Below are 12,327 nucleotides of genomic sequence, written 5' to 3'. Positions count from 1 at the left end.
CCTCCGGTGTGAGGCGCATACGTATCCGGACGGAACCGTCGGCATGCACGACGTCGAGTTCAGCGTCTTCCCCGGCGAGATCGTCGCGCTCGTCGGCGGCAACGGCGCGGGGAAATCGACGCTCCTCGAACACCTGAACGCCACGCTCGTCCCCGACGATGGCGAACTGGTCGTCGGCGGCACACCAATCAGCGAAGACAACAAAGCACGCGCGCGAAAGGAAGTCGGCTTCGTCTTTCAGGACGCCGATACGCAACTCGTCGCACCCACGGTCCTCGATGACGTGATGTTCGGCCTCCAAAACTACGGCGTCCCCACTGACGAAGCGAAACAGCGCGCTCGCGAGGCGCTCGAAACGGTCGAGGCGGGTCACCTCGAAGACCGGATTCCGCACTACTTGAGCGGCGGCGAGAAACGCCTCGTCGGTCTCGCTGGCGTGCTCGTCCTCGAACCGAGCGTCGTCGTGCTGGACGAACCGCTCGCGGGCCTGGATCCGGAGCGGTCGCGACTGGTCGCCGAGCGGGTCCAGAAGATTCACGCGGATGGCATCAGCGTCGTCCTCTCGACGCACGACCTCGACTTTGCCGCCGAGGTCGCCGACCGCGTCTGCGTGATGACCGACGGCAACGTCGTTGGGGGCGGAACCCCGAGCGAAGTATTCTACGACGACGCGCTGTTGGCGGAAGCGAACCTGCACCCGCCGAGTGCGGTTCGCGTGGCCCGCGATGCGGGGCTGGCGTCGGCGCAGCCAGTAACGGAAGCGGAGCTCGTGTCTCTTCTGACGGAAGTTGACAACTTGGACGCTACACGGACTCCCGCTCCTGATGGCCGCGGGCGCGACTGAGCGCCTTCGTCGGCTCTTACCGAGTCGTACTCTTCGGCCTACCGCGTTGGTCCCGACGAACTCGACTGTTTGTCGCGCCGTCGGAACTGCTACGGCACTGAATATATTATTATATAGAATTACTTTACTAGCACTTCATATGTCTGAATAGCAGATTAATATTTGATGCGCACGAGCTTCAACGTCTCCGACGACCTCCTTTCCAACTTTGACGTGACGTGGCAAGCAGAGGGATTGGATTCGCGTTCGCGCGGCGTCCGCGAAGCGATGCAGGAGTACATCGAGCGACACACCAGGTTGGAAGACGTCGAAGGCGAGGTGGTCGTTATCATCGCCTTCGACTACGAACACGAAGCGGTTATCGAGGACATCCACAATGTACAACACCAATATCAGGATGTCATTACGGCCACGAACCATATTCACGAAGGAGAGTGGTGTCTTGAGACACTTTTCTGTCGAGGGATTGCAGGACGTGTCCGCGAACTCACGTATCGATTGCGCGATTTCGACGCGGTGAATCGGGTCAAACTGCTGCATCTCGCCAAACGCTGAGCGTCGCTCACGATCGGGGCGGGTGGTTGTGGTGTTCTTCGCCGAGCGACGTGAGCGAGTAATCCACGGCCCGCACATCCGATACCACTCGAACGGAGTTCACGAACTCAGCGAGGGCCTCCGGACTCCCTTCCAAGACGAACAGTTCCATACAGTATCGGTTCCCGAGGTGTGCGTGGGTGGTCGCGGTGACGGCGGAGCCGTTGTCGTGTCGTATCTCTGCGAGGTGCTGTTGAACCGTGGAGTGACGACATTCGAAGGCGACGATCACCGTTCCTACGTACGGCCCCCCGTCGCGCGCTCCTCCATCAAATTCTTCGAGCAACATCCGCGCTCCTTCGCGCACGACCTCGCTCCGACCGCTGTACTCGTGTTCGTCGGCGAACTCGCTGATGCGGTTGAGCAACGCCTCCGGCATAGAGATACTAACGACGCTCATATACTAAATAGGACTCAATTATTATTAATTTCTGTTATGATATTCGCAGTCAGAGAGTAATAATTAGTATTTTAGTATAGCATCTTCATAATCCACGCATGTCGGTCAACAACGACCCGATTCCGGTGACGATTCTGAGCGGCAGTCTCGGCGCTGGAAAGACGACGACGTTGAACCATCTCCTCGGTAGCGAACGGGACCTGAACGCCGCAGTTCTCGTCAACGACATGGGAGAGGTGAACATAGACGCCGAGTTCGTCGAACGTGAGTCGGCACTCACCCAGAACGACGAAGAGATCATCGAGCTATCGAACGGCTGTATCTGCTGTCGGCTCCGCGGAGACATGCTCGATGAGGTGGGACGCTTAGCCGCAGAGCGAGACTTCGACTACCTCCTCGTCGAGTCGTCCGGAATCAGCGAGCCGATTCCGGTCGCCCAGACGTTCGCTCGCGGCTTCGAAGACGCGGAGTTCGACCCCACAGGAGTCTACGAACTCGATACGATGGTGAGCGTCGTCGATGCACACAGCTTCTGGCAGGGCTTCGATTCGGGGCAGGCGCTCACGGACGACACGGTCGACCCGGAGGACAACCGCGTTCCCGAAGAAGCGCTCATGGACCAAATCGAGTTCTGTGACGTGCTTCTCCTGAACAAGTGCGACCTTGTTCCCGAAGACGAACTGGAGACGATAGAGGCTGTTCTGAAAACCCTCCAGCCGTGGGCGAAGCTCATCCGAACGGAACACGGCGCCGTCGCCCCCGAGGAAATCTTGAACACGGGGCGGTTCGACTTCAACCGCGCCAGCCAGTCCGCCGGGTGGAAGCGCGAACTACAGGAGGGCCACTATCACGATGCCGCCGCCGAGGAACACGGCGTCACCTCGTTCGTTTTCGACGCGGACCGACCGTTCCACCCCGACCGAGTCGCCGAACTCTTCGCCGACCTCCCCGACGGTGTCGTCCGCGCGAAGGGCTTTTTCTGGTCGGCGGGTCGCGAAGACATCGCTATGGGCCTCGACAAGGCGGGCCAGTCTGTCCGTGCCGGCCCGAAAGGAACGTGGATCGCCACGCTCCCGAAGGCCCAACAGCAGCGGTATTTCGCCGCCCGGCCGGGTATCAAGGCGGACTGGGACGACAAATGGGGTGACCGCGGGGTCCAACTCGTGTTCATCGGTCGGGAGTTCGATCAGGAATCACTGGTCGAACGGCTGAACGACTGTCTCCTCACGGACGCCGAAATGGACGAGGATTGGGGCACGTACCCGGACCCGTTCGGGTCTGACGAGCAGCGTGAACTGGCGTTGGCCGACGACTGATGAGCCTCGACGACCAACCCCCAGTCACGATTCTGAGCGGCGGGCTCGGTACCGGTAAGACGACCCTGCTCAACCACCTCCTCACCGTCGGTGGTGAGCAGTACGATATTGCTGTCCTCGTCAACGACGTCGGCGAGGTGAACGTCGACGCCGACCTCATCGAGAACGGTTCCGACCTCTCGATGGACGACGGCGGCGTCACGGAGCTCTCGAACGGGTGCATCTGCTGTGGGCTCCAAGACGAACTGGATCAAGAGCTCCGGCGGCTCGCTTTCGACGAGGAGTTCGATTACCTCGTCATCGAAGCCTCGGGAATCAGCGACCCGGTCCCAATTGCGCGGCGATTCGTCTCTCCCGCGCGGGCTTCTGCGCTGTATGACCTCGACACGACCGTTACCGTGGTTGACGCCCACCAGTTCCACCGGGCGTTCGTCCTCGGGGAGCCGCTCACGTCGAGCGATGACGACACCCGACCGCTTTCGGAGCTGCTCGCCGAGCAGGTCGAGTTCTGTGACGTGCTCGTCCTCAACAAGTGTGATCTCGTGTCCGACGAGGAACGTGCGGAGGTCGAACGCGTTATCCGAACACTCCACCCTGATGTAGACATCGTCCGGGCGACCGAAAGCGCTGTGGACCCGGACCGAATCCTCGGAACGGAACAGTTCGACAAGGATGAGGCGAGTAACTCTGCCCGGTGGAAACAGGATATCTCAACCGACCACGAGGACGATGCAGACGCTGAGCCGCACGAGCACGACGATAACGGGACGGACACAGACCATGGGCACGGCGAGGACCACGACCATGAGCACGGCGAGGACCACGACCATGGTGACGACCACGACCACGACCACCTCCACCCACCAGAGGAGTTCGGCGTCGATTCGTTCGTCTACGAGCGACACCGACCGTTCCATCCCGAGCGGTTCCACGAATGGCTCCGCTCGTTCCCCGATTCCGTCGTCCGGGCGAAAGGCCATATGTGGGTTGCCGGACGCGACCGCTACGCCCTCAACCTGAGCCAAGCGGGCGCACAGATCCACGTCGAGGTCAACGGACGATGGGCGGCTACGCTCTCCGAATCTCGGCAGGAGTCGTACCGCGAGTCGCATCCGGGGCTCCAGTGGGACGACCAGTGGGGTGACCGCGAAGTGAAGCTCGTCTTCATCGGTGCCGGAATGGACTCGATCGGTATCGCCGACGAACTCGACGACTGTCTCCTCACCGACGAGGAGATGGACGCAGACTGGAGCGCCTTCGAGAACCGCTTCCCGGGCCAGCGGTCGTATTCGAAGCCTCCGACCGAACAGCGGCTCGTCCTCGGAGGGGAGCAATGAACGGTGCCAGTCGTGAACTCCCACCGATAGAGTCGCGACGGACGACCGACGACGACGGCCACGACTGTATCGACCCGCTCGGCGTCGCCATCGTGACGGTGTCGTCGTCTCGGGGGACTGACGTGGAAAAGGACCTCTCAGACCCTAGTGGCGACGCCATCGCCAGTATCCTTGCCGAAGCGGGTCACGTCATCACGGCGCGTCGGACGGTCCCGGACGACTACGTCCGAATCAAGACGACCGTGGGCGAGTTTCTGGAGCGACCCGACGTCGATATCCTCATTACCACGGGCGGAACGGGGGTCACCGTCGACGACGTCACACCGGACGCAGTCGGCGACCTCTTCGACCGCGAACTGCCGGGATTCGGCGAGGCGTTCCGGTGGCTCTCGTGGGGGGAGGTTCGAACGCGCATCGTCTCAACCCGTGCGACCGCGGGTATCGCCCGCGACGTGCCCGTGTTCGTACTGCCCGGAAGTGAAAACGCCGTTCGGCTCGCAACCACCGAAATAATCTTCACGGAAGCGCCGCACCTCGCCGGACTCGCGACCCGACACACAACCGATGAGAGCTGAGTGACGTAGCGCTCCCATCCGTCACCCACTGAGAAGGGATGTTAGATGACCCTCTACGGTATCGGGCTCGGACCGAGGCGGGGCCGACCTACTCGCGGTTCGAGGGGAGTGGCCGCTCGAATCGGTTGACGTCGTCTACTCTCCCGGTCGGCTCTCGTGTCGCAGCTCAATACCTCCCAAGGCCAAAGCTGAGCGCCCTCGAACTCCAGAGGACGACCGACCTTGACGAGTTTCACGTAGAGCGGGGAGACCAGTACACGCTGGCGACGCGGAACGCTGCGTGGGGGAAGGCACCGGAGTCGGGCGTTCCTCTCCTGTGACTCTTGGCGCCACTCTTGTCTCTCGATAACCCTCTCTCGTTGACACGCCTAGAAAACAACTAAAGTTTAGAAAGAACTATTTGACTTGTATAGCGTTCGTAACACGTGCCCGAGAGACGCTCGAAACAGCAGTCGGTCGTGGCTTCACAGCGGGTGTTCTGGGACGCTTCCTCCGTGGCCAATTATGAAAAATCTATACTAGTTTGGCAAGAGTTATTATATCTACACAATAGGTTGTTATTCATGCTCGGTCGACGTTCGAGACGAAAGTCGCATACTGACCTCGCAGTCGGGGCTACAGGAGTCGTTACAGGATGTCGTAGTGGAGAAGGGACACCGCTCACGGTTGCGTCTCCCGACATCCTCACAGGGTTGGAACTGCACAACGGCGTTATCCCCTGCCCCACGGCAGCCGACTGGATGACGCGGGGTGGTCGCTCGTGAACCTCACGGAACAGACGTGGGCCGACGTGGAGGGGTCCAACGCTGACGTCTGCCTCCTCCCCGTCGGGAGCATCGAACAGCACGGCCCGCACGCCCCGCTCGGAACCGACGTGCTTGTCGCAGATGCAATCGCTGACGTCGCTGCCGACCGCGCCGAAGCGTGGAAACTCCCCCCAGTACACATCGGTGTCGCGCCGTATCACCGCCGTTTCCCGGGGACGCTTCACGTCCCTCCGGACGTGCTTCGGGAGTACGTGTTCCATCTGTTGGAATGTGTGGACGCGTGGGGCGTCGAAACTGTCCTGATAGTCAACGGACACGGTGGGAACAGAGAGCTGCTCAAGCACGTTTGCCGACGCCTCTCGGACGAGACCACGCTCGATGCACAGTACTGGGAGTGGATGATGGCTGTCGACGTGGACGTACAGCACGCGGGAGAGATCGAGACGAGTGTGCTGCAACACTTGGTTCCCGAACACGTCGGCGCGCCACAGCCGGGCGACGCCGATAGCTGGGGTGAGTGGGTCCACGGCGCGCAAGTCGCAACGTACACCGACGAGTTCAGCGAGAACGGCGTCGTCGGAGACCCGACGGCCGCGACCGCCGAAACCGGCCGGGACGTGTTCGAGACGGCCGTCGGTGAGCTACTGGAACTCATCGCATGGCTCGGAGAGCGAAACGCGGCTTCGACCGGCCGGCAGAGAGGTGAGGACCACGAAGAATGCTAACGCTACGAAACCGCAGACTCAGTCGACGAGACGCATTGAAGGGAGCGACGGCGGGCCTCATCGGACTCGCGGGTTGCAGCGGCACCTCACAGGACGGTGAGCGGACCTCCTCCTCGGAGCAGATGGAACGGGAGACGACGTTCCGCGTCGGGACGCCGTGGAATCCAGATTCCCTCGACCCGCTCGTCAAGGGGTGGATGTTCCGAAAGCTGAACGTCATCGAACCGCTCGTCATCGCGGACTACAACGCGTCAGTCAAACCGGGATTAGCCTCTGGGTGGTCCACGAGCGACGACAATTTGACGTGGAAGTTCACCCTCAGGGAGGGCGTTTCGTTCCACGACGGAACGCCGCTGACCGTCGATGCGGTCGTCGCCTCCCTCCGGCGGAGCTTCAACTCGGATTCGTTGGCGAGCCTTCCGGTTGAGTCTGTCTCCGGTAGCGGCGAGCGCGTCGTCGAAATCGAAACGAGCACCCCGTTCGCGCCGCTTCCAGCACATCTCACCCGCGGCCCGACCAGCATCATCGCGGAGAGTTCGTACGACGACGACGGCAACGTCACCGCGCCGGTCGGAACGGGACCGTTCCAGTTCGACTCGTGGAAGCCGGGCGAGCGAATCACCACCGTGTCGAACCCATCGTACCGCGGTCAGACGCCGGCCATCGACACGCTCGTCTACGAGAGTGTGCCGGACGACCAGACGCGACTCCTGAAGCTCGAAAACGCCGAACTCGACATGGCTCGAGCCCTCCCCGGGTCGGCTATTTCGACCCTGAACGACCGATCTAACGTGGAGCCGGTCACCTACGCGGTTCCTCGGTCTCGCTACCTCGTGTACGACACGACGTCGCCGCCGTTCGACGACCGAAACGTCCGCCGAGCGGTCATGCACGCGGTCGACCGGGAGAAAATCGTCGACAGCGTGCTGAACGGCCTCGGTCCGGCTGCTACCGGTCCCTTCCCGTCGGGGGTCACGAACTGGGCCCACGCCGACCTCGAACCGTATCCGTACGACCCACAGACCGCGAGGCAGTTACTCACCGACGCGGGATGGGAACCGAGCGAGGACGCGCGAGAGCGGGATGGTGAGCCGTTGGAAATTGACCTCTGGACGTACGACGCACGGGCGCTGCCCATCGTCTCCGAGGCCGTCCAAGCCCAGTTGTCGCAAGTCGGCTTCGACGTCAGCCTCCAAGTGATGGACTACGGAACCATCGAGGAGCGCGCCAACAGCGAGGCGTTCGACCTCGTCATGTGGTCGAACTCGCTTCTGTGGTATCCAGACCCGGACCGGCTCACGGACTTCGTTCACTCCGAAAACGCGACGATGTTCAGCGGCTACGCGAACGACCGCGTCGACGAACTGCTCGCGGAAGCGAGGCAGGTCACCGATGCCGAGGAACGAAAGCGCCGCTACGACGAAGTGCAGTCGATCATCCAGCGCGACGTTCCCATCGGCTGGTTGACCTACGTTACGAACGTGGTCGGGATGGACGCTGACGTTACGGGATACAAGCCGCTGCCGACGGAGACATGCTATCACCTGGAAAACCTCGATTTCGGCGGGGATGAGAACGCCAGTCAGACTGAGACGGCGAATGCGCAGCACCGCTCGCCCGACGCTCTGTTTCGGAACCGTCACCGCTCGAAGAAATGAGATACCTGCTGAAGCGACTCGTGACGACGGTTCTGGTTCTCGTCGGCGTGTCCATTCTCACGTTTAGCATGACCGCCCTCACGCCGGGAGACCCAGCCGTCGCCGCGCTTGTCGAACAGACGGGACACCAACCATCCGAGGAGACAGTGGTCGCGTTCCGAGAACAACACGGCCTGAACGAACCGTTCCCAGTCAGGTACGCTGACTGGGCGATCGACGCACTGAGTGGCGACCTCGGGCAGTCGTACAGCTCTGAGCAGACAGTGGCGTCGATGATCGGACAGCGCCTCCCCAACACGATAGAACTCGCCGCCGCGTCGATGGTCATCGCGATCGCGATCGCAGTACCCGCCGGCGTGGCGAGCGCGGTTAATCCGGGTGGCCGAGTCGACTACGCGGCCCAGTTCGGCGCACTCGTCGGCGTCTCCATGCCGAACTTCTGGCTCGGCTATCTGCTCATCATCGTCGCGGCCCTCTGGCTTGACCTGTTCCCGGTCGCGGGCTCCGGCGGTCTCGACCACCTCGTCCTTCCGGCGGTAACGCTCGGGTCGGGTATGTCCGCGGTCATCGCCCGGTTGGTCCGAACGACGATGCTGGACGTTCTCGACGCACCCTACATCCGGACCGCCCGCTCGAAGGGACTGCGCGAGCGGATCGTCGTCTACAAACACGCCTTGCGGAACGCGCTCGTCCCCGTCGTGACGATAGCCGGGCTACAACTCAGCTACGTCCTGAACGGGGCGGTCGTCGTCGAAGCCGTGTTCCAGCGACCGGGGCTGGGAACGCTGCTCGTCGACGCGATTTTCGCACGCGATTACCCGGTGATTCAGGGAGTGACCCTTCTCGTGGGCGTCATCTTCGTTCTGACCAACTTAGCGGTCGACCTGACCTACCGGTATCTCGACCCGCGAATCGACCGCAGGGGTGAGCCGGCGTGAGCGAGGACGCCGCGAACAGCGCGCCCCACCGACCGGTCGGCGCTCGCTGGCGACGGTGGTACGAGGCCCTGACGACGACACGGCTCACGAAGCTCGGTGCCGGTCTCGTGTGTGCTCTGTTCGTGCTCGCGGTGTTCGGCCCGGCCGTCTCGCCGTACGACCCGGCCGCACAGGCGCTCGCACACAGGCTGGAAGCCCCGTCGCTCGCGCACCCGCTCGGAACCGACCAACTCGGACGCGACGTGCTCACCCGGCTGCTCCACGGGGCCCGTCTCTCGCTGGGTATCGCCATCGCCGTGACGGCCGTGCGGCTCTCTCTCGGTACCGCGGTCGGACTCGTCGCCGGATACGTCGGTGGCTGGGTCGACGAGGCGTTGATGCGACTCGTCGACACGCTGTTGGCGTTCCCGGGTATCGTCCTCGCGCTCGTGATCGCCGGTATTCTCGGACCGAGCCTCACGAACGTGATGGTCGCACTCGCGGTCGTCGGCTGGGCTTCCTACGCCCGACTGGTCAGGAGCAGCGTCCTGTCGGTTCGAGACCGAGAGTTCGTGACCGCGTCGCGGCTTCTCGGCCGCTCGCGCGCTCACGTGCTCGGCCGACACCTGATTCCGAACGTCGTCGCACCGGTGGTCGTGCTGGCGACGCTCGATGTCGGCGGCGTCATCTTGGGAACGGCGGGTCTCTCCTTTCTCGGGCTGGGCGCGCAGCCGCCGACGCCCGAGTGGGGGACGATGCTCGCGTCGGGCCGGAACTATCTGCGGACCGCGTGGTGGCTGGTAAACGCCCCCGGCGTCCTGATCATGCTCACCGTCTTCGGGTTCAACCTCCTCGGTGACGGACTCAGAGACGCGCTCTCGCCGACGCAGTCGGCTCAAATCGAGCAATTATGATGAACGAACTCCTCCGCGTCGAGGACCTGCACACGCACTTCGACTCAGACCAGGGTACAGTCCACGCCGTCGACGGGGCCTCCTTCGGCGTGGACCGCGGCGAAATCGTCGGCCTCGTCGGCGAGAGCGGGTGCGGCAAATCGGTCACCGCCCGGTCGATCATCCGGTTGGAAGACCCGGGGCGAATCGTCTCGGGGCGGATCAGCTTCGACGGGCGGGACCTGACCCACGCCGATGAGGCGACGCTTCGTCGCGTTCGCGGTGAAGACATCTCCATCGTGTTCCAGGACCCCCACGAGACGCTGAACCCGGTGTTCCCCATCGGCGACCAGATTGCCGAGTCGGTCCGAATCCACGACGGCGGTTCGTCACAGGGGCTCCTCGACTTTCTGGGTGTCCCGCCGTTCCGAAACCGCACCGCGTGGAACCGGGCCGAGGACCGCGCCGTCGAGTTGATGGAACAGGTCGCGATTCCGGACCCGAACGGGAGCGCAGCCGAGTATCCCCACGAGTTCTCCGGGGGGATGCGCCAGCGTGCGATGCTTGCCGTGGCATTGGCCAGCGACCCAGACCTGCTCATCGCCGATGAGCCGACGACGGCGCTGGACACGACGACGCAGGCGGGGATACTGCGACAGATACGGACACTCCGTGACCAGCGAGACATGGGCGTCCTCCTGATCTCCCATGACATCGGCGTCGTCGCCCAGACCTGCGACAGGGTTGTGGTCATGTACGGCGGGCAGGTGATGGAATCCGGGCCGGTCGACGAGGTGTTGACCGCGCCGAAACATCCCTACACCCGCGCACTCCTCGAGTGCTCACCGCGGAACCTCGGCCGCGACGAGCGAGTCAGCACGCTCGAAGGAAGCCCGCCCGACGCCGTCGGCGGTCACGACGGGTGTCCGTTCGCGGATCGCTGTCGCCTCGCAACCTCCGATTGTCGCAGCGGAGACATCCCGGTCGTCGAAAGCGACCCTGGCCACCGCGTGGCCTGCATCGAGACGCCCACGGACTCTCGCGGGACGCCGACCGTTGCTGCCAGCGGACAGCCTCGGAACGTAGTCGCTCCCGACGGTGGTGACGAGAAGTGAGAGCGTCTCCTGCGAACGACGGCGGAAACGACGAGACGCGCCACGCGCCAGTCGCGGAGCTACGAAACGTCGAAAAGGAGTTCGAAACGAGTCGCTCGGTCCTCGACCGGCTGTTGGGCGATGCGAGGTCCGCGAAAGCCGTCTGTGGCGCCTCCCTCTCCATCAACCGCGGAGAAACCGTCGGGGTCGTCGGCGAAAGCGGGTGCGGGAAGTCGACGCTCGCGAAGCTCGTCACCGGGGAGCTGACGCCCGACGGAGGATCCGTGCTGCTCGATGGGGACACCGTTGGTGGCTACCCCACCCGAACCGGCGGGCAGCTTCGACGCATCGGCGTGGTGTTTCAGAACGTCCGCGAGAGCTTCGACTCCCGGTGGTCGGTCGGGCGGTCTATCGCCGAGTCGTTCGGGCACGAACAGCAACCCGACGAGCGGGTCGACCGCATCGACGACCTGCTGGAGCAAGTGAACCTCGACCCGCAGGTCGGGTCGCGGTATCCGAGCGAGCTCTCGGGTGGCCAGCTTCAGCGCGTCGGTATCGCTCGCGCGCTCGCCCACGACCCTGAACTCGTGGTACTCGACGAGCCAGTTTCGGGACTCGACGTAGCCACGCAGGCGACCATTCTCGACCTGCTCGCGGAGCTCCAGCGCCGGCACGAGATCGGCTATCTGTTTATCTCTCACGACCTCGGCGTCGTCCGCTATCTCGCTGATCGGCTGGCGGTTATGTACGCCGGAGAAATCGTCGAACGCGGACCGGCACGGGATGTCTTCGAGCGGCCCAGCCACCCCTATACGGAGGCGCTACTGCGTGCAGTCCCGAGCGACGACCCGACTGACCCGCCGCCGGAGCCATTACCCGGGTCTCCACCGGACCCGTCGAACCGACCGACTGGCTGCCCGTTTCACCCTCGGTGTCCACACGCGGATGGACAGTGCGAGCGCCAGCATCCGGAGTTCAAGCGGGTCCGAACTACCCAATCGCGCTGCCACTACGCCGACGAATTAGCCGACGGTACCCGGACGAACAACCACGGAACGGATGGGGAACGGCGACCGCACCGATCCGACTCGTGACTTCCCGCCCGTAATTTGAGAGCGAACGCACCATCTGTTGGTCGATTGGGTCCGGGACCACGGCATATTATTAAAAATGCAAATTTAAATAACAAGAATTATCATATAATGTT

Annotated in this window: 12 protein-coding genes; 11 read left to right on the top strand and 1 reads right to left on the bottom strand. The window is 63.1% G+C overall.

What is annotated here, in order from left to right:
• The first annotated feature begins 43 nt into the window (after positions 1-43).
• Together DVK03_RS18215 and DVK03_RS18210 are read left to right on the top strand one after the other, a co-directional pair.
• Positions 44-844, top strand: coding sequence for an energy-coupling factor ABC transporter ATP-binding protein (locus DVK03_RS18215; RefSeq protein ID WP_199506000.1), 801 nt, complete (start codon positions 44-46; stop codon positions 842-844).
• A gap of 165 nt (positions 845-1,009) precedes the next feature.
• Entirely contained in the window at positions 1,010-1,399 is a 390-nt protein-coding gene (locus DVK03_RS18210) for a CopG family ribbon-helix-helix protein (RefSeq protein WP_058567858.1), read from the top strand.
• 7 nt (positions 1,400-1,406) lie between these two features.
• On the opposite strand, the gene DVK03_RS18205 is transcribed toward DVK03_RS18210, so the two are convergent.
• The gene (locus DVK03_RS18205; RefSeq protein WP_115803441.1) at positions 1,407-1,817 is read right to left on the bottom strand and encodes a CopG family ribbon-helix-helix protein; all 411 of its coding nucleotides are present in this window, start codon (positions 1,815-1,817) and stop codon (positions 1,407-1,409) included.
• A 119-nt stretch (positions 1,818-1,936) separates the two neighbouring features.
• Here DVK03_RS18205 and DVK03_RS18200 point away from each other — a divergent pair, with 119 nt between their 5' ends.
• From DVK03_RS18200 to DVK03_RS18155, 9 genes are all read left to right on the top strand, one after another.
• Positions 1,937-3,154, top strand: a complete 1,218-nt coding sequence (locus DVK03_RS18200) for a GTP-binding protein (RefSeq protein ID WP_115803440.1) — start codon at positions 1,937-1,939, stop codon at positions 3,152-3,154.
• Complete coding sequence (locus tag DVK03_RS18195) at positions 3,154-4,491, top strand: GTP-binding protein (RefSeq protein ID WP_115803439.1); 1,338 nt, start codon at positions 3,154-3,156, stop codon at positions 4,489-4,491. Before DVK03_RS18200 ends, DVK03_RS18195 begins: the two co-directional genes overlap by 1 nt.
• Positions 4,488-5,066 (top strand): molybdenum cofactor biosynthesis protein B, encoded by a 579-nt coding sequence (locus DVK03_RS18190; RefSeq protein ID WP_115803438.1) that lies wholly within the window; start codon positions 4,488-4,490, stop codon positions 5,064-5,066. The genes DVK03_RS18195 and DVK03_RS18190 overlap by 4 nt, the downstream gene beginning before the upstream one ends.
• Positions 5,067-5,826: 760 nt before the next feature.
• Positions 5,827-6,558: a creatininase family protein gene (locus tag DVK03_RS18180; RefSeq protein WP_115803437.1), complete on the top strand. Its 732-nt coding sequence runs from the start codon at positions 5,827-5,829 to the stop codon at positions 6,556-6,558.
• A gap of 35 nt (positions 6,559-6,593) precedes the next feature.
• Positions 6,594-8,216 (top strand): ABC transporter substrate-binding protein, encoded by a 1,623-nt coding sequence (locus DVK03_RS18175; RefSeq protein WP_115803436.1) that lies wholly within the window; start codon positions 6,594-6,596, stop codon positions 8,214-8,216.
• Complete coding sequence (gene nikB, locus DVK03_RS18170; protein WP_115803435.1) at positions 8,213-9,154, top strand: nickel ABC transporter permease; 942 nt, start codon at positions 8,213-8,215, stop codon at positions 9,152-9,154. The genes DVK03_RS18175 and nikB overlap by 4 nt, the downstream gene beginning before the upstream one ends.
• Complete coding sequence (gene nikC / locus DVK03_RS18165) at positions 9,151-10,047, top strand: nickel transporter permease (protein ID WP_115862177.1); 897 nt, start codon at positions 9,151-9,153, stop codon at positions 10,045-10,047. The genes nikB and nikC overlap by 4 nt, the downstream gene beginning before the upstream one ends.
• On the top strand, positions 10,044-11,141 hold the full coding sequence (locus DVK03_RS18160; protein ID WP_115803434.1) for an ABC transporter ATP-binding protein: 1,098 nt from the start codon (positions 10,044-10,046) through the stop codon (positions 11,139-11,141). Before nikC ends, DVK03_RS18160 begins: the two co-directional genes overlap by 4 nt.
• Positions 11,138-12,214 carry an ABC transporter ATP-binding protein gene (locus DVK03_RS18155; protein ID WP_115803433.1) on the top strand — a complete coding sequence of 359 codons (1,077 nt, stop codon included), beginning with the start codon at positions 11,138-11,140 and terminating at the stop codon, positions 12,212-12,214. The genes DVK03_RS18160 and DVK03_RS18155 overlap by 4 nt, the downstream gene beginning before the upstream one ends.
• The last annotated feature ends 113 nt before the right edge of the window (positions 12,215-12,327 follow it).

This window comes from Haloferax sp. Atlit-109R, assembly GCF_003665865.1.
GTDB lineage: Archaea > Halobacteriota > Halobacteria > Halobacteriales > Haloferacaceae > Haloferax > Haloferax volcanii.
The sequence above is the reverse complement of the archived record's forward strand: the minus strand, read 5'-3'. Positions and strand labels throughout refer to the sequence as shown.

What these genes read in the sequence shown, in the direction of transcription:
- DVK03_RS18215 (WP_199506000.1), top strand. Translation starts at nt 44, where the DNA reads ATGCACGACGTCGAGTTCAGCGTCTTCCCCGGCGAGATCGTCGCGCTC.
- DVK03_RS18210 (WP_058567858.1), top strand. Translation starts at nt 1,010, where the DNA reads ATGCGCACGAGCTTCAACGTCTCCGACGACCTCCTTTCCAACTTTGAC.
- DVK03_RS18205 (WP_115803441.1), bottom strand. Translation starts at nt 1,817, where the DNA reads ATGCCGGAGGCGTTGCTCAACCGCATCAGCGAGTTCGCCGACGAACAC.
- DVK03_RS18200 (WP_115803440.1), top strand. Translation starts at nt 1,937, where the DNA reads ATGTCGGTCAACAACGACCCGATTCCGGTGACGATTCTGAGCGGCAGT.
- DVK03_RS18195 (WP_115803439.1), top strand. Translation starts at nt 3,154, where the DNA reads ATGAGCCTCGACGACCAACCCCCAGTCACGATTCTGAGCGGCGGGCTC.
- DVK03_RS18190 (WP_115803438.1), top strand. Translation starts at nt 4,488, where the DNA reads ATGAACGGTGCCAGTCGTGAACTCCCACCGATAGAGTCGCGACGGACG.
- nikB (WP_115803435.1), top strand. Translation starts at nt 8,213, where the DNA reads ATGAGATACCTGCTGAAGCGACTCGTGACGACGGTTCTGGTTCTCGTC.
- DVK03_RS18160 (WP_115803434.1), top strand. Translation starts at nt 10,044, where the DNA reads ATGATGAACGAACTCCTCCGCGTCGAGGACCTGCACACGCACTTCGAC.